Below are 20,753 nucleotides of genomic sequence, written 5' to 3' on the forward strand. Positions count from 1 at the left end.
ATGCTTGGCGGCAATAGCGCTGTGGAACCACCTGAATCCATGCCGAACTCAGAAGTGAAACGCAGCAGCGCCGATGGTAGTGTGGGGTTTCCCCATGTGAGAGTAGGACACCGCCAAGCGCCAAATTAGCTCATTATGAGCAGTAGAAAGCCCGATTCGAAAGAGTCGGGCTTTTTTACGTCTGCAGAAAAATAATTCCCATCGTACAAGACACAAAAAACCACTCGAAAGTGGTTAATTAAGCAGTGATGATGACAAGTGTTAGAAACGCGATAGGTATAATTGATTGTCTTCAATAATTATATTCATCTTATTATTGTCTAGCTGTAGTACTTGCGCATCGATATCTTGGTTATTGTAACTTTCAGATTTTTTACCGCGGCGAGTGACTACCTTTTTATTTACCTTTAGCTGTAAAAAACCTTCCTCGTAATGCCAAGTGCCTATTAGGTCAATAAAATTCTTCGGATCATTAAGGGACTGATAACTAAACTGCTGGTTAGGTTTTAAGATTAAGGTAGACTTTCTGATTGACTCCGTCCCCGTTATCCAATTACCTGATATGACGTTATTCGATTTATTGTCAGTGATGGTGGTATTCGTATTTGTATTTGAAACTGGCGGGAGCTTATTCACCGGCGGTGGCGCGACAAACTTGACTTGCTTAGCGTCAACATTCTTTGGCTTATCTTGAGAAAAATGAGCCACGCCTTTATCATCAACCCAAGTATAAACTTTCTCAGCTTGGGCGCTGCCACTTAAGCAGGCGAGTAATATCCATAGGTTGTGATTTAATTTCATGCCTTGGTTCTTTCCTTGAAAATAATTAATTCAATAATAGGATAAGGTTTTTCTAATGGATTGTCAGCGTTGTAATGACTGGTTTTTAAAGAAGTTGGGCCGATGTCATGCCTGTATGGTACAAACTGCACTGATATTTTTGCTGAGTTTCTCTACTTGGCTTTGGATTGATGATAAACGCTCTGTTGAAGCCATTGCCGCTGCATTTTTTGCAACGGCAGGAGGCGGACTATTTGTTCTTCATATCGCTATTTGGTTATTTACTAAGGGCAAAGGGCTGGCCATAAAAAAATAATTAAGGCTGATAAATTGCGCCCAAACAGGCTTCTTTTTGCGCGCCAGTCACAATCGGCAAACTGCCGGCTCGACCTTCAATTCTCTGTTTAGCTAGCCATGCAAAGGCAATGGCCTCGACAAAGTCGGGGTCAATATTCACTGCTTGAGTTGAGCGAATTGTGTGGTCAGGTAACAAACACCTCAACGTATTGATTAGTTGCCTATTGTGTACTCCACCACCACATATCAATAATTCTTTCACCCCTTCAAAACGTTTAATTTGGTCAGCAATCGAGCGTGCTGTTAACATTGATAAAGTATGCTGAATATCCTCGTTTTTATATTCAGGCTTTAGGTGTGATTTTAGCCAAGCGAGATTAAACAACTCGCGACCTGTGCTCTTAGGTGGTGCAACGCTGAAATACGGCTCAGCTAAAAAAGCATCAAGTAGCTCTGGAATAAGTTGCCCTGATGCCGCCCAAGCCCCACCGCTATCATATTCTTGGTTAAGTTGTGTCGAGACCCAAGCGTTAAGTAGCATATTGCCTGGACCCGTGTCGTAGCCTAGGGTCGGCCTCCCCGGGGACAAAACCGTAATATTGGCGATACCACCTATATTAAGTACTATCTGCCCTTGCTCTGGGTGGCTAAACATTGCCTGATGAAAGGCCGGGACTAATGGCGCGCCTTGACCGCCATAGGCCATATCCATTCGTCTGAAGTCAGCTACGGTTACGATACCTGTTGTGGCCGCGATCAGATTAGCATCACCTACTTGCATGGTGAATGGGTGCTCAGATTCTGGTTGGTGATGAACGGTTTGACCATGGTTGCCAATGGCTTTGATATTATTTGGCGATAATCCGGTTTCTTCTAGTGCTTGATTGACGCAACTGCCGTGAAATAAACCGATTTTGCGATCAAGTTCGCCAAGCTGTGCCAAGGTTAACGACTGCCCTTGGCATATGGCTAAAACTTCCTCCTTCATCCACGGTGGGAGCGGGAAGGTTTTGCCGTAGAGGGAGTTAACTCCTAGGTCGTTAAAATCGACGATGCTGACATCTAGTCCGTCCAAGCTAGTGCCAGACATTAACCCAATATAATATTGCTGACTCTGTTGTGAGTTAGGCATTATTCGTCATCTTTTAATTCGCCAGCGACCATTAACATCCGCATTAATTGCGCTAAGCTTCTGGCTTTCATTTTACTCATGATGCGCGAGCGATGAATTTCCACGGTTCCTTGGGCAATATTTAAATCGATAGCAATCACCTTATTGGCATGCCCTTGTGCGACTAACTGCATGATTTCTCGTTCACGCTTAGTGAGAGATTCAATTCTTTCTTGGATCTCATGTTGTTTAGTTAGATCCAGACGTTGCTCTTTATCTTGAGCAATGGCCTTATTAATTTTCTCCAGTAACTCAAATTCGCGGAACGGTTTTTCCATGAAATCAAACGCGCCCTTTTGCATAGCTTCTACAGCCATTGCAATATCACCATGGCCGGTGATGAAGATAATGGGTAGCATGGCATTAAGCTCATTGAGTTTTTCTTGAACCACCATGCCTGACATGCCCGGCATACGAATATCCAGCAAGATACAGCCATGACGCTCTTCGAACTGTTCAAGAAATTGGGCGCCAGCGGCAAAACTCTTAAATTCATGACCGACACTTGCGACCATCATTTCAAGCATTTCTCTAATCGATTCATCATCATCGATGATATATATAATTGGGCTGTCTTGGCTCATCAGAATGAAATTTCCTCGTTGTGGCAAGTCGGGAGCTGGATGGTAAAGCAAGCACCTTGGTTTGGCTGGTTAATTACCGTTATTTGACCACCATGAGCTTCAATAATGCTATGGCAAATAGATAAACCAACGCCCATACCGCTTTCTTTCGTGCTTATAAATGGTTTAAATAAGTTTTGCATGACTTTGTCAGCAAGTCCCGGTCCATTATCAGCAATGTGAAGCAATACCATATTTTCTTCTATTTCTTGGCTGATGTTAATACAACCATTAGCTTGTGGACTCAGGGCTTCAATGGCATTGCGGATCAAGTTAATCAGTACTTGTTCAATTTGTACCTTATCGACTTCAATTTGAGCGGACTTTTCTTGCGGCTGATAGTTTATGATAACTTGATTTTTGTTCGCCATATCTTGCAGCATGGCAATCGATTCATGCACCAATGGGCTGATGTGATGAGCTCCGCGTTGGGGAGTTCTATCGCGCACAAACTCTCTGGTTCGCCTAATGATTTCTGATGCCCTAATCGCTTCACTTGACACTTTTTCCAGTGTTTTTTCAACCATCTCATGGTTTATTTGGTCTTGACTGACCAGACGTTTACAAATGTCTGCAAAGCCGGTAATACTGGCTAAAGGTTGATTGAGTTCATGGGCCAAAGAGGTGGCCATTTCGCCCATAGTAAACACCCGATCTAGCTGGGCAAGTTGCTGGTTTTGATTGATAATCCTTTCTTGTAACTCCGCCTTTTCTTGGCTGGCAATTAACCGCGCATGATGTGCGTCATGGATCCTTTGCTGCATCGCATTGATGGCTTCGGCTAATTTATCCATGTCGTCTGGAAGATGCTTGGCAGGACGCCCTAGCTCGATACTTGCTGGTGATTGTTCAGGATCTATTTTGTCTAAACTCGATACAATGCGAAGTAAATGCCTGCCGATTAAACGTTCAATCAGAAACAACATAAATATCACCACGCCGAATGTCTTAATTGCATTAAACAGCAATGTCAGCGCCGCAGAGTTGATTAATTGCTGATAAATATTGTGTAAGTCTGCTGTGACGGTGAGTGTTCCCAGTTCCCGTCTTTTGCCTTTTTGCTCATGGACAATCGGAAATACGTAGGTTTTGGTCCAATCATGCTCCAGCGCACCTGAGCGAAAAGTTTGACCATCCTTTAATTCTAAATAGGTTTGTTCGATATAAGGCTGGCTGAGCACGCCCTCTAACTGCAGTTGAATGAGTTTGTTATCATAATCCCAAACACTCTCGCTTAAGCTATTGAGTAGTGAGTTGCGAATAATTTGTTCTGACTGGCTAAGCTGATCTATATCGCGAGCATACTGAGTGTAAAGATGAAAGCTGGTGAGCAATAGCGTGATAATCGAACTACAAAGTACGGTGCCAACAATGAGCTTTTTAGCTAACACACTGTCTCTATAGTATTTTTTCAAGTTAATGCTCCTGTCTTGGTATGGGTTATCCCTAATTTTTTGAACCTGATCACCCAGTTAAAATACCTCATCACTTAATAATGAAGTTTCGATATCAACCATGAATCTAGGTTTGCTTGGTTACCAGCATCTGCCTGATGAATTCTCCCATTGGTTAGAACAATCAAAAGTGCAGGTCAGGCATTATAAAACGGCAGACGACTTTCTACTAGACGATCAAAATGTTCAGTTGTCTATGTTGTTGTCAACTTATCAATTAGGCGCCAATTCCATCATTGAACTATTAAGAAAGAATCATGGGCTGCAGCACAATATCAACGTCGTGGTCACTGAGTGTAAAGGGGTTAATGAAGCCGTTCAAGTGATGCAAGCGGGAGCTAAAGTTGCATTACCGGGTAAAGTTCAGAGTACCAAACTCATCTCATTGGTAAATCAATATGGTATTGAGCGCGCCTAAGTCTTTCGAATCGCAGATTTTAATTTAAAGTGTTACGGTCAAGGGGATTTTCAGCTATAAGACAATGTAGCAGATACTGAATTGAGGTGCGCTTGCTCAAACATATTGAAATTGTTGGTTTCAGAGGGATTGCACGGCTATCGCTCGACTTATCACAAACCCGTGTGTTGATTGGTGAAAATGCATGGGGGAAATCCAGTTTACTGGATGTATTGAGCTTACTGCTAAACAGTGCACAGCGATTATATAAATTTCACCTAGAAGATTTTCATGTCTCTCCCGAGACTGAATTTCTCAGCCGACAAATTACCATTGTCCTTACCTTTGAAGAAGCCCACATTGGCCAGCACCAACGGGCTCGTTTTCGTGCTATTGCTCCTCTTTGGATCGGTGGTGGTAAATTTAAGAAGCGTATTTATTATCAGATCGAAGGGGCGCTCGATCCCAATAATCAAGTTTCAACACAGCGGGCTTTCCTAAATAGCCAAGGGGAAATGTTAGCGCTGGAAAATGTTAATGAGCTCGCTAAGCAGTTAATGTCTTTCTTTCCGGTGTTACGGATTAGCCAAGAATCCAGCTTACAACCTTGGATGGCTGATTTGCCCGAGACTTCGGAGCGGATTCAATCTGAAATGATGATTGAAAAAACGGTACTTAGGCTACATTCTTCTTCACAACAACTACCAGAGCGAGAGCTGAAGCAAGCCGTGATGGCGACGCGCTTTCTATTCGAGCATTACCTTACGCCACGATTTACCTATGCAGAACGCCCATCTCAGCCAAGAAAGGTGCGAGAAATGGGGCTTAAACCAATCTCTTTTCGTGCTATTGATGATTTTAGCGAGCTATTAAAAGTCACGGCAGGTAAGCATAATCGAGCTGCTTTATTGGTGATGTTGGGCGCTTTTTTACGTGCCCGCGGGCCTAATTTATTGCGTCGTGGGAGTAGTCCTATATTGCTATTGGAAGATCCAGAAGCACGGCTTCACCCAATTAACCTGCTTACCAGTTGGGCCTTTCTTGAGCAATTACCGGTGCAAAAGTTAGTGACTACCAATTCATCAGATTTGCTAGGTACATTTAAGCTAAATGATATCGTTCGTTTGGTTCGTCATGTTGATAAAACACACGTTTATGTGCTCAACGAAAGCCATTTTCTCAGTGATGATTTCCGACGGATCGCTTTTCATGTCCGCATTAATCGTCCTGCCAGCCTGCTAGCGCGTTGTTGGCTAATGGTTGAGGGCGAAACAGAGCTATGGCTACTTACTGAGTTAGCGCGTGTCTGTGGCTATAGTTTTGCTGCTGAAGGCGTTCGTATTGTCGAGTTTGCCCAATGCGGTTTAACGCCATTAATTAAAGTGGCAAAAGACTTTGGCATCGAATGGCACTTGCTCACCGATGGTGATGATGCAGGTAAAAAGTATAGCAGCCAAGCTAAAGCTTTACTGGATCAAGAAGGGATCCGCGAACGACTGACTTTCTTACCTGATAAGGACATAGAACATTTTCTATTTAATAATGGCTTTAGTGATGTTTATTTACGTCAAGCCAAGTTAAAAGTCAGTGATTTGGAGAAGTTGGGCATCACCAAGGTGATTGATAAAGCAATAGGCCGCTCTTCTAAGCCCCGCTTAGCGTTAGCGATCGCAGAAGTTGTTGAGTTAAATGGCCCTGAGGCGGTGCCATTATTGTTACGTCGTATGTTAAATCGGTTGATTGCAATGGCGCGGAGCCAAGCAGGCTAGGGGACTGACCTTTAGCCTGCTTGTCGCACTTTGTTTATTCAGCTTGCTGATAGGTGAGAGTGTGTTCAGCGCCCTGTAAGATGAGCCTATTTTGCTCTAATGTCACAGTACTCCAGTTACTGAGTGTTGCTGTTATGTCTTGCTCTATCTCATTTAACGGTGGTGGGCACATCATCATGGTCATGCCCATTTTTTCAATGCGTAATTGGCCATCTTGCCATTCGGCTTGGCCAAAAAAGTTGTTACAGCCGGCTATGCCTGTGGCATTTAGCGTGCTATCGATATGGATCTGCGGCAACTTATTACCCATAGGGGTAACAGCTTGGTCATTCACACTGACGAGTTGCCAGTGCTTATTGATAACATCAGCTTCGGTCACTTTGGTTGTTTGAGTATGAACACAAGCCGTAAGTAGTAAACCTACGGTAGAAAGAAAAGCGAGACGTGATTTCATTTATTGCTCCAAAATTCGATATTGTTAATATCGATATATCAACACGATAAGTCTGAACGAGGGTTGTACCAAGTGTAATCATGATGATTATTTTACCCTAAATAGTGTAAGGAATATTTTTTGAGTCAAGGTCATGACTTATTTTCCCCACTTCTTGCCATATTTTTATCGGCACGACACTGAGCGCTGTTTCATAGCCAATAGAATAAAGTTTGTTCTTATCTTCCATCGACATATGAAAGTCGACTGGAGAGGTATTGCCAGTGTTGACCACAATAGTGCGGTGCCAAAATTTCTCATTTACATACTCACGTGAAATAGTGGTCATAAAGGTGCGGATCAAGAGTGAGATATAGGATGCCAATGGGAAAATTTTATTGGTATTAATCGGCTGATTATCCCCGTCGCCACGTAAACGAAAGCAAATCACTGGCGTGCCATTATCGTCCCAGTCTTGATGTAGCGCGTCTTCAGATAAAATACTGCCATCCACCATTAGGTGATTTTCATAAGGTTTAAAAGCAAATATCAGCGGAATAGACATTGAGAATCGCACGGCGCGTGACACCTTTTCGTTCGGCGTATTAACGGCATCAAATACCACAGGTGTGCCCGAGCGAACATCGGTCGCGACCACGTGCAACTTAACCGGGAGGTCTTTAAAGCATTTCCCTTGTAATTGTTCATCCAACCAAGACTCCAATTTATCCCCGGAGCAAAGGCCACCATTTCTCAGTAAGCTAAGAATGGAGAAACCTTTAAATTGCTCAAAGTCAGTTTCAAGGGCAATTTTTTTGATTGCCTCAAGAGACAGGCCGCTGGCGAAGAGTGAACTGATGATGCTGCCACCCGACACACCGACAATGTGATCAAAGCGCACGTTGAGATCGGTTAATGCTTGAAGTATGCCGATATGCGCGGGTAAACGTGTACCGCCGCCGGCAAAGATAGGCACGAGATAATGTTGATCACGTAGCTTTGGTTGTTCCATGTGTGTGGTACTCCTGATACTGCATGATAAAAGTATGGAGTAAATTTCAATTCTTGCTCGGGGCAATCAACTAAACTTAGTCTATTGTGTTGAGTGAGCGGGTTATTAGGATGAACATTTTTACCAATGGTAGGTTACTTTTTGCTTTGGTTTTAGTCTGCTACAGTACGTTTTCTTGGGCTGATCTTGTTACCACCATCGCCAAAATTAAACCTTCTATTGTGGCTGTCGGTAGCTATCATCCTACTGGCAGTCCGCGTTCGGTGTTCAGTGGTACAGGGTTTGTAGTGGGTGACGGATCCTTAGTGGTCACTAACTATCATGTCGTCCCGAGCGATCTTAATCCTGCAAAGCGCGAGCAACTGGTTATTTTTGTTGGTAGGGGCAGTAAACCTAAAGTTTATGACGCTACGGTCATTGCCTCAGATCGGATACATGACTTAGCCGTCCTTAAAATAAAGGGCGTCAAACTGACACCGTTACGTTTAGGCAATGATAACGCAGTACAAGAAGGGCAGAGTGTTGCGTTTACGGGTTACCCGATTGGCGCCGTGTTAGGGCTATATGCCGCGACGCATACCGGGATCATTTCTGCTATCACCCCGATCGCAACCCCGCAAATTAGCAGTACGCAATTAACGCCACAAATGCTAAAGCAGCTGCGCAAACCTTATCAAGTGTTTCAATTGGATGCCACAGCCTATCCAGGCAACAGTGGCAGCCCTGTTTATGATACTGAAACCGGCCATGTGATAGGTGTGATTAACAAGGTGTTTATTCAAGGTTCAAGAGAAGCGGCGATCAGTAATCCGAGTGGTATTTCTTACGCCATTCCGATTCGTTATGCCAAGGCGTTACTGCAGTAACTCGCGAGTTTTAGCGACCAATAAAAAAGGCTGCAGTGCAGCCTTTCTTCATGCGCATAATAAATTAAAGAATAAAGCGACTTAAGTCTTCGTTTTCTACTAGATCGTCTAAGGCGTTAAATACGTAATCTTTATCAATCACGATACTGTCACCATCGCGCTCAGAAGCTTCATAAGATAAGCTTTCCATCAAGCGCTCCATCACCGTATGTAAGCGACGCGCCCCGATGTTTTCGGTTTTTTCATTAACGCGCCATGCTGCATCGGCAATGTGGTGGATGCCTTCTTCTGTGAACTCAATTTTTACGCCTTCCGTTGCCATTAATGCAACATATTGCGCGGTTAGTGAGGCATGAGGCTCAGTTAAAATGCGGACAAAGTCATTTGCTTTCAAAGCCTCTAACTCAACACGAATCGGTAGTCGGCCTTGTAGCTCAGGAATTAAATCAGACGGTTTAGCCACTTGGAAAGCCCCAGAAGCAATAAACAGAATGTGGTCGGTGCGGATCATACCGTGTTTAGTGCTTACTGTTGAGCCTTCCACTAATGGTAATAAATCGCGCTGCACACCTTCACGTGATACATCTGGGCCAGAGCTTTCACCGCGCTTACAAATCTTGTCGATCTCGTCGATAAACACAATGCCGTTATTCTCGGCGGCATAAATCGCCTTTTCTTTTAGTTCTTCAGGATTAATCAGCTTAGCGGCTTCTTCTTCCACTAGCGCTTTTAATGCTTCTTTCACTTTAAGCTTACGCTTTTTAGTGGTGTTATTACCTGATAGGTTTTGGAACATGCCTTGTAGCTGATTGGTCATTTCTTCCATGCCAGGAGGTGCCATGATCTCAACGCCCACTTGTGGCGCGGTCACATCAATCTCAATTTCTTTATCGTCCAGCTGGCCCTCGCGTAGTTTCTTACGGAACACTTGGCGCGCATGGCTATCTTCGGCCTTCTTGTCAGTTTCATCCCACGTGGTTTTAGCAGGCGGCAGCAAGGTATCTAGCACGCGCTCTTCGGCTTGCTCTTGCGCACGAAATTTCACTTTTTCCATTTCTTGTTCGCGCGTGATCTTCAACGCAACATCGGCTAAATCGCGAATAATGGTTTCAACTTCTTTACCTACATAGCCCACTTCGGTGAACTTAGTGGCTTCAACCTTTATAAAGGGAGCGTTTGCTAATTTAGCCAAGCGACGCGCAATCTCGGTTTTACCCACACCGGTTGGGCCGATCATTAAAATATTTTTTGGCGTCACTTCTTGGCGGATATCCGCGTCTAATTGCATACGGCGCCAGCGATTACGAAGAGCGATAGAAACGGCGCGCTTAGCTTTATCTTGACCAATAATATGAGCGTCTAGCTCACTCACAATTTCTCTTGGGGTCATTTCAGACATAATATTAATCCTGTCTAGGTGTCAGATTGCTGACAAAATGGGTTAGTAGTCCAGCACTTCAACGGTCTGGTTAGTATTAGTAAAGACACAGATGTTGCCGGCAATGGTCAGGGCTTTTTCAACAATCACATCGGCATCTAACTCGGTATTTTCTAATAGGGCAAGGGCGGCTGATTGGGCATAAGCACCACCAGAGCCGATGGCAATTAAGTCGTGCTCAGGCTGCACCACATCGCCATTACCAGTAATAATGTAAGACTTATCTTTATCGGCTACGGCTAGTAACGCTTCTAATTTACGCAGCATACGGTCGGTGCGCCAATCTTTGGCTAGCTCTACCGCGGCGCGCTCTAAATGGCCTTGGTGGGCTTGTAGTTTGGCTTCAAAGCGTTCTAAAAGCGTGAAGGCATCTGCAGTGCCACCGGCGAAACCAGCCAGTACTTGGCCATTATATAAACGGTGAACTTTACGTGCGTTGCCTTTCATTACGGTATTGCCAAGGGATACTTGGCCATCGCCACCTATTACAACTTTATTACCACGGCGAACTGAAACTATCGTAGTCACGGGATACCTCATCAGTATTCAAGCGCAAGTTAACTTGCAAGATAAAACTAAGATGGGGGAGAGGATCACGCTTTTCAAGCACTATGGCTGTTTTTCGGGCTAAAAAAACTAAACCTCACACAAGGTGAGGTTTGTTGGGGTTATTTTGGCAGGGGCCCTTGCCATTGCCAAATTTGACAGTTGCGAATTTTGGCGCGGGTAAGCTTATGAGAGTCGGTTTGCGCTAAGCGTTTGCGTTCATAAGGCCCTAAAACAACTTTATACCAAATACCATTTTTGCCTTCTGATCTACGAACTTGACTTTCGAGTCCTTGAAATGCAATTTTAGCTTTTAACGATTCGGCTTGGCCTTTATCTCTGAACGAACCACATTGCATTTGATAGGGGATGGCTGGTGGCGGATCGGCGGGCACATCAACCTCTACTTCTTTATTTTCTAGCTGTTCGATGTAATCCCACTTTTCTTTGGGTTTTTCTGGTAGCGGTTTTTCAGCTGGTGTTTTTGCTTTTGGAGCTGGCGTTGCAATCACTTCTATTATCTCTGCATTATCAGCCGAGCCACTAATAGTATAAAGAAAGTAGCCAAACCCTGATAAAGCGATTACAGCGATGACGATTGCCACGATAGGCAAGCGGCTCGTTGGCGCCGATTTTGCGGGACCACGCTTAGCGTTAGTTTTCCGTTTTTGCGGTTGGTTACGCACGTAGTCCCTTGCCATTACATACGCTCCAGCGTGTTAATGCCTAATAAGCTTAAACCTTGTTTTAAGGTTCTGGCGGTAAGCCAAGCCAGTTTCAAACGGCTTTGCTTTTGTGCTTCAGTTTCCGCTTTCAGGATTGGACACGCTTCGTAGAAACTTGAGAATAAACCTGCGAGTTCGTATAGGTAGTTACACAGTAAATGCGGGTAACCTAAACGTGCAACGCTAGTGATCACCTCATTAAACTGCACCAGCTTACTGGCTAGATCGAGCTCTTTTTCGTGCTCTAATAGGACACTGCCAGTTAGTTCACTTGCGTTCACCTCTGCTTTTTCAAACACACTAGCAACACGGGTGTAAGCGTATAGCAAGTAAGGGGCAGTGTTACCTTCAAAGCTAAGCATTTGGTCAAAGCTGAACATGTAATCACTGGTGCGATTTTTGGATAGATCGGCGTATTTCACCGAGGCGATCCCCACTACGTCAGCAATATTACGCAGATCTTGTTCAGCCATGTCTGGGTTTTTCGACTTCACCAAATCGTAAGCACGGTTTTGCGCTTCGGTTAGCAAATCAGCCAGTTTCGCTACTGTGCCCGAGCGAGTTTTAAACGGCTTGCCGTCTTCGCCCATAACAGTACCAAATGGCATATGCTCTAAGCTGGTTGCTGGTTTTACAAAACCGGCGTTACGCGCGACGGTAAAGACTTGTTGGAAATGTAAGCCTTGGCGCGCATCAACAAAGTACAATACACGGTCAGCATTGAGTTCGCGCTGACGGTAGCGCATCGCGGCTAAATCGGTGGTGGCATATAAAAAGCCGCCATCTTTCTTTTGAATGATGACTGGTAGCGGATCACCGTCTTTATTTTTGAATTCGTCAAGGAACACACATTTGGCGCCTTGGTCTTCTTTTAATAAGCCAGCTTGGTCTAAATCGGCGACTACTTGGTTAAGATCATCATTATAAGCACTTTCACCACGTACATCTGCGCGGGTTAGGCTTACACCTAAACGGTCGTAAGTTTCTTGACAGTGTGACAGGCTGACCTCGTTAAACTCGCGCCATAACTGGTTACAGTGCTCGTCACCGCTTTGCAGTTCCACCACTAAGTTACGTGCACGGGTAGCGAATGCTTCTGATTCATCAAAACGTTGCTTGGCGGCGCGATAAAACACCTCTAAATTAGACAGGTTTGAATTAATCTCTTGGCCTTTGGCTTGTAGCTCTTCCATGTAGGCGAGCAACATGCCAAATTGTGTGCCCCAGTCGCCAACGTGGTTTTGGCGTACTAGCTTATGGCCTTGGAATTCTAAAGTGCGCGTTACGGCATCGCCAATGATCGATGAACGCAAATGACCTACGTGCATCTCTTTCGCGAGGTTGGGCGATGAATAATCGACCACGATGGTTTGGGGATCAGCTATTGGCTCGATGCCTAAACGTGGGTCGATTAACGCAGCCTCAACTTGTTCAACCAGCCATAGCGGATTAAGAAAAAAGTTGATAAAACCCGGGCCAGCGATGTCGACTTTAGTCACTAAGCTTGACTCAGGTAAATTATCAATAATCAGTTGCGCCAGTTCACGTGGATTTTTCCCTGCTGCTTTTGACAACATCATGGCAAGGTTAGTGGCCAAATCACCGTGAGATTTATCTTTGGTTCGGTCTACTTGAACGCGTGGCTGTGCATCTGCAGGGATTATGCCTTGTTGCTTTAAGGATGCGACTGTTTGCTCGAGTAGTTGTTGAAGTTGCACTTTCATTCAGTATGACCGCCGATATATCTGAGACTATTAAAAATTGAGTGTCAGATTTTAACGTGTCTCGGCCATGAAAACCAGAACGGAAATGGGCTTAGCACGCCGATAACCTCGCCTAACGAACTAAATAAAATCAGTGGGGTCGATATCTAATGACCAGCGTACTTTAATGCCCGATTTTAATTTCTCGACTTGTTCCATACATGAGCTGAGCAGGCCGGCGATTAAGGCGCGATTGGGCGCTTGAATTAACAGTTGAAAGCGATATTTGCCGGCGCGACGTTCCATGATTGCTGGCATTGGGCCGATTAATTCTATTTGCTTATACTGCTCGGTATAGCCACTAAATATTTGCTTCACTTGTTGTAAGAATGTTTCCGGCATATTGGCGTAAGTCGCTTCAGCGCGAAACAAAGCTTGAAATGAAAAAGGCGGTAAGAGTGCATCTTGACGCTCGGAAAGGGCGCTGCGAGCAAAGTCTTGATAGCCATTATTGACTAGATCTTGCAGTAAATAATGATCGGGATGGTGGCTTTGCAAGACTACTTGGCCGGGTTTACTGGCACGACCCGCTCGTCCTGCCACTTGAGTGAATAATTGCGCGAGTTTTTCTGCGGCGCGAAAATCAGAGCTAAACAGCGAGCTATCCACGTCTAAAATGCCTACTAGGGTAACATCAGGAAAGTGATGGCCCTTGGCTAACATCTGCGTGCCGATGAGAATCTGATATTCGCCACTTTGAATGCCATCGAGGTAGTTTTCTAAACTGCCTTTGCGTCTGGTGCTATCACGATCAATTCGCACCGCTTTATATTGGCTAAATACTTCCGCTAAGGTTTCTTCAAGTTGCTCGGTGCCAACGCCAGCGCCAAGTAATTGCGTTGAGCCGCAATCTTCACATTGGTGCGGCACTGGGCGATGGCTATTGCAGTGGTGACAAATCATTGCATTATCACTTTGATGCCAAGTGTAAAAAGCATCGCAGCGCTGACATTTTGCCAGCCAACCACATTCATGGCATAGCAGGGCAGGGGCGTAGCCGCGACGATTTAAAAACAGCATCACCTGATTACCTTGTTTGAGATGTTTATGCATTAACTCAATCAATTGTGGTGATAGGCCCGAATTTAATCGTACATTTTTAATGTCCTGCAAATAATGCCGGGCATGCTGGGCATTACCCGCCCGCTCTTTTAAGCTCAGATGATGATACTTATTGCTTAAGGCGTTATTTAAGCTCTCAAGGGAAGGGGTAGCAGAGCCGAGCACAATGGGAATTTTTTCACGCATGGCGCGCATCACCGCTAAGTCGCGAGCGTGATAACGAAAAAAGTCTTGTTGTTTAAACGAGGTATCATGCTCTTCATCAATAATGATAATGCCGGGTTTCAGCATGGGGGTAAAAATGGCGCTACGAGTACCAATCACAATGGCGGCACTACCGGCGCGGCCGTGAAGCCAAGTATCAAGGCGCTCGCGATCGGTCAGCTCGGAATGCACCATAAAAATGGGCACATTAAAGCGCGCTTTAAAACGCGAAACCGTCTGTGGTGTCAGCCCTATCTCGGGTACCAGTACCAATGCTTGCTTACCTTGCTCAAGTACATGCTCTATTAAGTTGAGGTAAACCTCGGTTTTACCGCTGCCGGTGACCCCTTCTAACAAATAGCAGCCAAATGCCTCTTTATTACTAATTGCGGCCACGGCGATGGCTTGTTCGGTATTGAGTTCAGGCTTTTGTTGCTGCAGGGAAAATTGCTCAGGCCAGTTATTTTGATACTGCGGTTGTTGGGGGATTTTCTCGGCAAGGTTCTTCTTCGCTAATGCATTGAGCGTGGCGGACGTGACGTCTGCTGTGGTGAGCTCTGCGCTGGTAAGAGGTTTACCCTTGAGCAAGGCCCATGCGGCTAATTGCTTTGGGCTGCGGCTAAAGTCTTGTTGTGTTGCATCCTGTCCGGCAGCCGTGAGTTGCCATGCCGATAATGGTTTAAGGCTATCGGGCTCACCTTGTTTTAATAAGGTAGGGATAGCTTGAGCAATAACATCACCAATAGGGTGGTGATAGTAAGCACTGGCCCATTGAAATAATTGCAATAATTGCGGCGTGATAATCGGCGCATCATCCAAAATCTCATTCACCGCTTTGAGCTTGTTTAAATCAAACTCGCTGGTGGTTTTAACGTCAATGACTAAGCCAATTTTGTCGCCACTGCGAAACGGCACCTTAACTCGACAACCGACTTGGGTTTGCAGCCCCTCTGGCAGTAAATAGTCAAAGCTGCGGCGCAGTGGAACGGGCAAGGCAATAGTACAAATCATGATTAACCAGCGTGAACAACATAAAGGCCTAGTGTAACGGCAAGCGGGATAAAATAAGAGTGCAAATATCGCAAAGCAATGCTTGCTCGTGCGCAACTGATGGATTATTATTCGCACCCTAAATTTCGCGTGCATTAAATGCACTCTATCAATAACGTGTGGTATCTGAAAAATAGATCAGATGGCGACGCGGCCTAAAGAGGTTATCCCTATGAAAGCTGGTATCCACCCAGAATACAAAGAAATTTCAGCAACTTGTTCTTGCGGCAACGTGATCACAACTAAGTCTACAGTTGGTAAAGATCTAACACTAGACGTATGTGGTGCATGTCACCCATTCTACACTGGTACTCAACGTGTTGTTGATACTGGCGGTCGTGTTGACAAGTTCAAAAAACGTTTTGCAGTACTTGGCAAAAAATAAGCCTGCAAAAAGTTTGAATAAAGGCGCCGATGGCGCCTTTTTTTATGCCTGTGATTTATCTGGCTCGATTATTTTTAACAACTGTTCACTATTTTAGCGTTTGGTTCAGTCTGCATTGTTTTTACTGGGAATTGGGTCAATACTTGACTATTATCACACTTTCTTCATAAAACTCTTTATTTTTTAAAAACAGGATATTGGACCTATCATCATGACAGATGCGCGCCAGCAAGCTCTTGATTACCACGCTTTGCCAACACCAGGCAAAATCAGTATTGAATTAACCAAGCCCGCCGAAACAGCAAAAGATCTCGCATTGGCTTATAGCCCAGGTGTGGCTGAGCCGGTTAAAGAAATTGCCATGAATCCAGATGAGGTTTATCGCTATACCGGGAAAGGGAATTTAGTTGCGGTAATCACTAACGGCAGTGCTATTTTGGGCTTAGGCAATTTAGGCCCCTTAGCTTCTAAACCAGTAATGGAAGGTAAGGCGCTATTGTTTAAGCGCTTTGCCGGTATCGACTCGATAGATATTGAAGTGAAGCATCGCACCGCAGAAGAGTTTGTGAATACCGTGGCTAATATTGCTGACACCTTTGGTGGTATCAATTTAGAAGATATTAAAGCGCCTGAGTGTTTTGAGATTGAAAAAGCGCTGATCCAACGTTGCAGTATCCCAGTGTTTCATGACGACCAACATGGCACGGCAATTGTGACTGCGGCGGGGATGATTAACGCGCTTGAAATTCAAGGCAAAGATATTTCGGAATCGACCATAGTGTGTATGGGCGCCGGCGCGGCTGCGATAGCTTGTATGGAATTACTGATTAAATGCGGCGCGGTGCGCGAAAAAATCTACATGCTTGATCGTAAAGGCGTGATCCACACTCGCCGTGAAGATCTCAACGAATATAAAAAACTGTTTGCTAACAACACCGATAAACGCACCTTAGAAGACGTGATTGCGGATGCTGATGTGTTTGTGGGTGTATCGGGTCCTGATGTGCTTCCTGCTGAAGCGGTGGCATTAATGGCGCCTAACCCGGTGATCTTTGCTTGTTCAAACCCTGATCCTGAAATTAAACCTGAGCTTGCCCACAGCGTACGTGATGATTTGATTATGGCCACTGGCCGCAGTGATTTTCCTAACCAAGTGAATAACGTGCTGTGCTTTCCTTTTATCTTCCGAGGAGCACTGGATGTGCGTGCTAAAGCCATTACCGATGAGATGAAAGTAGCCGCTGTCCATGCCATTAGAGAGCTAGCCAAAGAGCCGGTTCCACAAGCGGTATTAGACGCCAGTGGTGTTTCTGAATTGAGCTTTGGCCGCGAATATATTATCCCTAAGCCGATGGATGCGAGGTTGTTACCTAAGGTCGCAAGAGCAGTTGCAGAAGCCGCCGTGGCATCGGGCGTGGCGCAGATTGAATTGCCAGAGAATTATATGCTTTAAGTCTTGGATGTGTTTATGAAGCGGAGCACTTCTTTGCTCTTATGAAAAAAAGCCCTTCAGTTGAAGGGCTTTTTGTTTAGGGCGTAGGGCACTAACGGTTATTAATTAGCCAGCGTCTTTCACCTTTATGCTAGCGGAAGAGGTAAAGCCTCTTGATTCAAGTGAAATGGTAACCGTGCCTTCTTTGGCGTTGTTTGGATCTTTTTCTGGAGTCATTACAATAGGAACCATAAAAGGAGACACACCATAAATAGATGGCACTGTATCTGGGGTTTGGACTTCGGTTATGCCAGATAGTAAGCCATTGTCCGCTTCTAAGCTCACGGTCAAACCAGAAACTGGTGGGTTGTTGTAGATATCCGCTAACCAAAAACGCACTTTGACCGAACGTTGGCCATTGCTACATTCTGCAGTTGGTGGAACGGTAACCGCCACAGGCTTACAAAGATCAATTTCATCGGTATCGACCCAGTCTGGCGCGGCTAAATCCTCATCCCATTTTTGTACCCGGATATAGTAAACGTTATCCGAGAAGATAACCGTACTTGATTGGCTTACTTCGACAAAATTGCGGCTACAAATATTAGCAGCTTCGTTAGCTTCGCTACACAGTGTTCCGTTATACAAGTTATTACCTACAGAAGGGCGATCACCTATGTCTTGCTGGTCAAACTCGTGCCAAGTTTCATTGTCATCTTCACCTGTTACTGGTGAAATGGTAGCGCTTTTATAGGTACTGACTTGTGCATTATAAGTGGCATCATCGACAACATTGTCTGGATTATGAGCGCGTTTGGGCACTTCAATTTGTTGAAATAATCCATCTTCGTTGTAGTCATAGACGACTTCATGTAAATCGTGGAATGTTTCGCCATCATCGAATTGACCGTTAGATGGCTTATTATCAAAGAACGTTTCTTCACCGACTGCGAAAGCGGTTACCGTTATGCGACCACCATACGGTTGACCCATCCCTCCTGGGTTAATACAAGGTGCAAAAGTGTAATAAGGTGAAGACGCACAAGCTGCGCCTGAGTTGAGACGGTTACCCATTGGGCGCGGATTTTGTGTTGTTAATGTCACACTACAGGTACTATCTGTTGTGGTACAAGAGCCTTGGCCGCCATTATTGATACGTCCGCCTTCGGTGACAAAAGAAACTGCCGTGCCATCAGGAACGCCGTTATTGAAGTGATCGCCTAAACGCACTGTTACTTCGCTGGTGTTACCGTCAAAGGATAGGCCGTCCAAAATTAGCTTGGAAAAAGCTAGCGAGAAGCTGGCTTGATCCGGTAAACCGGTACTTACAGTTAATTGGTCAGATACGCTAGAAATGGTTTTAATTACATTACCTGAACCATCTTTAATGTCGTAGTTAGCTTTGACCCGTACAACACCATTGACAGTGCCACTTTCAACCACAGTGGTAGCAATACCTTCATTATTGGTTTTTGCGGTCGCTGGGCTAAATATGGTACCCGATGGTGCGGTTTCTAAGCTAAACATCACATCTTGTTGGCGTGCGGGGTTGCCATTCGCATCAACGAGTTTAAACCTCACCTCAGAGGTTTCTTGGCGACCTGCGCCACCAGTACCTTTTAATGCAATAAATTCAGGGCTAGCACTTTCAAAACGGATACTTTGTGCTTGTGTTGCCGCAATATCAATATTGATATCTTGGATTAAATTATTTGCCGGCGCTTCTGCAGTAATAACATCTTGATTAACACAAGCTGTTGGTTTGTAAGTTGCGGTAGCAATACCATTGACAGTAAATGCACTTGCATCAATATCTGCTTCATTGCTGCTGGCACAGCGAGAACTAAAGTTGATTTGTACCGGAGTGGTAAATAAAGCCCCGCCTTCTTCCCTTACTTCAGCTGTGATTAAAACGGTGGCATTTTGCTGCGCTTCTTCACCTGCCGCTAAGCTAGATTTAAGGGTCAGCTCAATATTACTTACACCAACGTTGAAGCCTTTCTTCGCAGATGCTGCAGATTCTAATGCTTGAGTTGTAATGGTGACTATGCCTGCGCCGTCTTTGTCGCCAGCATAAAGATCCAGTAACGCAATACCATTACCATCGGTTAATGCTGTTTTACTTTGTTCAGGCTTAATAATGCCTAAAGTAGCGGTTCCTGCGATGACTTGTGAGGCCAAAGGAACGTTACCTTGTTTTAAACTTACATACAGAACAACAGGGTTACCCGTACTGACATCTGTTGTTTCGCTACATTGGCTGGCGTCACGAGTTGTTCTATCCCAGTTTGCTAGGCAATCTAATATTTTTAAGTCAACACTGACGTTTTGTTCGCTGGTGATACCATCGATGGCAATTGCGTAGTCGATACTGCTCGCTGTGATCTCGCCGTTAACATCAATTGAAACGGTTGCACGTCCAGCACCATCGGAATTACCTGCATTTAAGTCTAAGATGCCGACGCCATTAGCATTGGTTAAGGCAGTTAATGCTGGTGCTATTTCACCTAAGGTGGTGGCAGCAGAAAATAGTCGATTTGCTACCGGTGAATTACCTTGACTGGCTGTCACATGAAGAATACCAGGAGCCGAAGATTTAACCTCTGTGACTTCTGTACAAAGGTTGGCATCACGGGCAATGCGATCCCAGTCATTAGGGCAGTTTAGTAGCTTAAGGTCTAGTGTTACGGGCGCATCAGTGGCAATATCACCTACACTAATTTGGAATCCTTGACTGACCTGACTTGATACACTCTCATTAGAAATCGTTGAAATGGTAACGGTGCCGGCTCCAGAAACACTGCCAGCTTGTAAGTTTAGGATAGCCACACCACTCGCATCGGTTAGTGCTGTTTTGGCATCGGGTTTTAACTCACCTAGGGTCGCGTTACCGGATACCACATGATTGGCGACGTTGGCTCCAGTTGAGTCTGTTACCTTAACATAAAGAACCGCAGGCTTAGCAGTGGTGACGCTGGTTGTCGCTTTACACTCACTAGGATCTCGTTTAGTCGTATCCCATCCACCTGCAACATCATTACAGTCGAAGATGTCTAGGGATAAAGTGTAAGGCTTGGGCTCTGGCGTTGGTGTAATGGAGGGAGCTGCAGTCGGTGTTGTCGTACCACCATCACTACCGCCACCACTTAGATCGGTGCTGCCACCGCCGCCACAGGCACTTAAAAGTATTGCAGATGTTAAAATAGCTAATTTACGCCAACACATCATCTTCTCCCTCAATGTGTTAAAACGTGATGGTCACGTTTTTATAAAAAAATAATATGGCAGCATGTTACCCATTAAATAAATATTTATAAAGAGATTCGGGTATGTGTACACTGATGAA

18 protein-coding genes and 1 rRNA gene are annotated in these 20,753 nt (G+C 44.9%); 7 read left to right on the forward strand and 12 right to left on the reverse strand.

Going from position 1 to position 20,753, the window contains the following annotated elements; translation table 11 throughout:
• Nucleotides 1-3 precede the first annotated feature (3 nt).
• Nucleotides 4-119 (forward strand): 5S ribosomal RNA (gene rrf, locus K6Y31_RS09125).
• Between the two features lie 142 nt (nt 120-261).
• Here the strand turns inward: rrf and K6Y31_RS09130 are convergent.
• Nucleotides 262-801, reverse strand: coding sequence for a DUF4124 domain-containing protein (locus K6Y31_RS09130; protein WP_233052485.1), 540 nt, complete (start codon nt 799-801; stop codon nt 262-264).
• Nucleotides 802-856: 55 nt separating this feature from the next.
• On the opposite strand from K6Y31_RS09130, the gene K6Y31_RS09135 reads away from it, so the two are divergent.
• Complete coding sequence (locus tag K6Y31_RS09135) at nt 857-1,096, forward strand: DUF3624 family protein (protein ID WP_233052486.1); 240 nt, start codon at nt 857-859, stop codon at nt 1,094-1,096.
• Here K6Y31_RS09135 and K6Y31_RS09140 read toward each other — a convergent pair whose 3' ends face one another.
• From K6Y31_RS09140 to K6Y31_RS09150, 3 genes are read right to left on the reverse strand one after another with little or no spacing between them, the layout of a single operon-like run.
• Entirely contained in the window at nt 1,097-2,209 is a 1,113-nt protein-coding gene (locus K6Y31_RS09140; protein ID WP_233052487.1) for an anhydro-N-acetylmuramic acid kinase, read from the reverse strand. It lies immediately after the preceding gene.
• Complete coding sequence (locus K6Y31_RS09145; RefSeq protein ID WP_233052488.1) at nt 2,209-2,832, reverse strand: response regulator transcription factor; 624 nt, start codon at nt 2,830-2,832, stop codon at nt 2,209-2,211. Before K6Y31_RS09145 ends, K6Y31_RS09140 begins: the two co-directional genes overlap by 1 nt.
• Complete coding sequence (locus tag K6Y31_RS09150; RefSeq protein WP_233052489.1) at nt 2,832-4,286, reverse strand: sensor histidine kinase; 1,455 nt, start codon at nt 4,284-4,286, stop codon at nt 2,832-2,834. The genes K6Y31_RS09145 and K6Y31_RS09150 overlap by 1 nt, the downstream gene beginning before the upstream one ends.
• 100 nt (nt 4,287-4,386) lie before the next feature.
• On the opposite strand from K6Y31_RS09150, the gene K6Y31_RS09155 reads away from it, so the two are divergent.
• Together K6Y31_RS09155 and K6Y31_RS09160 are read left to right on the forward strand one after the other, a co-directional pair.
• Nucleotides 4,387-4,743, forward strand: a complete 357-nt coding sequence (locus tag K6Y31_RS09155; protein WP_233052490.1) for a hypothetical protein — start codon at nt 4,387-4,389, stop codon at nt 4,741-4,743.
• A 92-nt stretch (nt 4,744-4,835) separates the two neighbouring features.
• Nucleotides 4,836-6,491, forward strand: a complete 1,656-nt coding sequence (locus tag K6Y31_RS09160) for a DUF2813 domain-containing protein (RefSeq protein ID WP_233052491.1) — start codon at nt 4,836-4,838, stop codon at nt 6,489-6,491.
• A gap of 34 nt (nt 6,492-6,525) precedes the next feature.
• On the opposite strand, the gene K6Y31_RS09165 is transcribed toward K6Y31_RS09160, so the two are convergent.
• On the reverse strand, nt 6,526-6,945 hold the full coding sequence (locus K6Y31_RS09165; RefSeq protein ID WP_233052492.1) for an META domain-containing protein: 420 nt from the start codon (nt 6,943-6,945) through the stop codon (nt 6,526-6,528).
• A gap of 97 nt (nt 6,946-7,042) precedes the next feature.
• On the reverse strand, nt 7,043-7,936 hold the full coding sequence (locus K6Y31_RS09170; protein WP_233052493.1) for a patatin-like phospholipase family protein: 894 nt from the start codon (nt 7,934-7,936) through the stop codon (nt 7,043-7,045).
• 110 nt (nt 7,937-8,046) lie between these two features.
• Between K6Y31_RS09170 and K6Y31_RS09175 the strand changes: the two genes are divergently transcribed.
• Nucleotides 8,047-8,802, forward strand: a complete 756-nt coding sequence (locus tag K6Y31_RS09175; protein ID WP_233052494.1) for a S1C family serine protease — start codon at nt 8,047-8,049, stop codon at nt 8,800-8,802.
• Between the two features lie 64 nt (nt 8,803-8,866).
• Here the strand turns inward: K6Y31_RS09175 and hslU are convergent, their stop codons facing one another.
• The 5 genes from hslU to priA all read right to left on the reverse strand — a co-directional run bounded on the left by hslU (nt 8,867) and on the right by priA (nt 15,551).
• Nucleotides 8,867-10,201, reverse strand: coding sequence for an ATP-dependent protease ATPase subunit HslU (gene hslU, locus K6Y31_RS09180; RefSeq protein ID WP_233052495.1), 1,335 nt, complete (start codon nt 10,199-10,201; stop codon nt 8,867-8,869).
• 42 nt (nt 10,202-10,243) lie between these two features.
• Nucleotides 10,244-10,768 (reverse strand): ATP-dependent protease subunit HslV, encoded by a 525-nt coding sequence (gene hslV, locus K6Y31_RS09185; protein WP_345790248.1) that lies wholly within the window; start codon nt 10,766-10,768, stop codon nt 10,244-10,246.
• 140 nt (nt 10,769-10,908) lie between these two features.
• Nucleotides 10,909-11,487, reverse strand: a complete 579-nt coding sequence (locus K6Y31_RS09190; protein WP_233052497.1) for an SPOR domain-containing protein — start codon at nt 11,485-11,487, stop codon at nt 10,909-10,911.
• Entirely contained in the window at nt 11,487-13,235 is a 1,749-nt protein-coding gene (gene argS, locus K6Y31_RS09195; RefSeq protein WP_233052498.1) for an arginine--tRNA ligase, read from the reverse strand. The genes K6Y31_RS09190 and argS overlap by 1 nt, the downstream gene beginning before the upstream one ends.
• A 120-nt stretch (nt 13,236-13,355) precedes the next feature.
• Nucleotides 13,356-15,551 (reverse strand): primosomal protein N', encoded by a 2,196-nt coding sequence (gene priA, locus K6Y31_RS09200; protein ID WP_233052499.1) that lies wholly within the window; start codon nt 15,549-15,551, stop codon nt 13,356-13,358.
• A gap of 211 nt (nt 15,552-15,762) precedes the next feature.
• Between priA and rpmE the strand changes: the two genes are divergently transcribed.
• Nucleotides 15,763-15,975, forward strand: coding sequence for a 50S ribosomal protein L31 (gene rpmE / locus K6Y31_RS09205; RefSeq protein ID WP_233052500.1), 213 nt, complete (start codon nt 15,763-15,765; stop codon nt 15,973-15,975).
• Nucleotides 15,976-16,186: 211 nt separating this feature from the next.
• Entirely contained in the window at nt 16,187-17,428 is a 1,242-nt protein-coding gene (locus K6Y31_RS09210) for a malic enzyme-like NAD(P)-binding protein (protein WP_233052501.1), read from the forward strand.
• Between the two features lie 105 nt (nt 17,429-17,533).
• Here K6Y31_RS09210 and K6Y31_RS09215 read toward each other — a convergent pair whose 3' ends face one another.
• Nucleotides 17,534-20,635: an Ig-like domain-containing protein gene (locus K6Y31_RS09215; RefSeq protein ID WP_233052502.1), complete on the reverse strand. Its 3,102-nt coding sequence runs from the start codon at nt 20,633-20,635 to the stop codon at nt 17,534-17,536.
• Nucleotides 20,636-20,753: the final 118 nt, after the last annotated feature.

Source organism: Motilimonas cestriensis (genome assembly GCF_021295315.1).
Lineage (GTDB): Bacteria > Pseudomonadota > Gammaproteobacteria > Enterobacterales > CBDFNC01 > Motilimonas > Motilimonas cestriensis.

Excerpts from the sequence above, each read along its gene's own strand:
- rpmE (WP_233052500.1), top strand. The coding sequence starts at position 15,763 with ATGAAAGCTGGTATCCACCCAGAATACAAAGAAATTTCAGCAACTTGT.
- priA (WP_233052499.1), bottom strand. The coding sequence starts at position 15,551 with ATGATTTGTACTATTGCCTTGCCCGTTCCACTGCGCCGCAGCTTTGAC.
- argS (WP_233052498.1), bottom strand. The coding sequence starts at position 13,235 with ATGAAAGTGCAACTTCAACAACTACTCGAGCAAACAGTCGCATCCTTA.
- K6Y31_RS09135 (WP_233052486.1), top strand. The coding sequence starts at position 857 with ATGGATTGTCAGCGTTGTAATGACTGGTTTTTAAAGAAGTTGGGCCGA.
- K6Y31_RS09140 (WP_233052487.1), bottom strand. The coding sequence starts at position 2,209 with ATGCCTAACTCACAACAGAGTCAGCAATATTATATTGGGTTAATGTCT.
- K6Y31_RS09165 (WP_233052492.1), bottom strand. The coding sequence starts at position 6,945 with ATGAAATCACGTCTCGCTTTTCTTTCTACCGTAGGTTTACTACTTACG.
- hslU (WP_233052495.1), bottom strand. The coding sequence starts at position 10,201 with ATGTCTGAAATGACCCCAAGAGAAATTGTGAGTGAGCTAGACGCTCAT.
- K6Y31_RS09190 (WP_233052497.1), bottom strand. The coding sequence starts at position 11,487 with ATGGCAAGGGACTACGTGCGTAACCAACCGCAAAAACGGAAAACTAAC.
- K6Y31_RS09175 (WP_233052494.1), top strand. The coding sequence starts at position 8,047 with ATGAACATTTTTACCAATGGTAGGTTACTTTTTGCTTTGGTTTTAGTC.
- K6Y31_RS09210 (WP_233052501.1), top strand. The coding sequence starts at position 16,187 with ATGACAGATGCGCGCCAGCAAGCTCTTGATTACCACGCTTTGCCAACA.
- K6Y31_RS09215 (WP_233052502.1), bottom strand. The coding sequence starts at position 20,635 with ATGATGTGTTGGCGTAAATTAGCTATTTTAACATCTGCAATACTTTTA.
- K6Y31_RS09130 (WP_233052485.1), bottom strand. The coding sequence starts at position 801 with ATGAAATTAAATCACAACCTATGGATATTACTCGCCTGCTTAAGTGGC.
- K6Y31_RS09145 (WP_233052488.1), bottom strand. The coding sequence starts at position 2,832 with ATGAGCCAAGACAGCCCAATTATATATATCATCGATGATGATGAATCG.
- K6Y31_RS09170 (WP_233052493.1), bottom strand. The coding sequence starts at position 7,936 with ATGGAACAACCAAAGCTACGTGATCAACATTATCTCGTGCCTATCTTT.
- K6Y31_RS09155 (WP_233052490.1), top strand. The coding sequence starts at position 4,387 with ATGAATCTAGGTTTGCTTGGTTACCAGCATCTGCCTGATGAATTCTCC.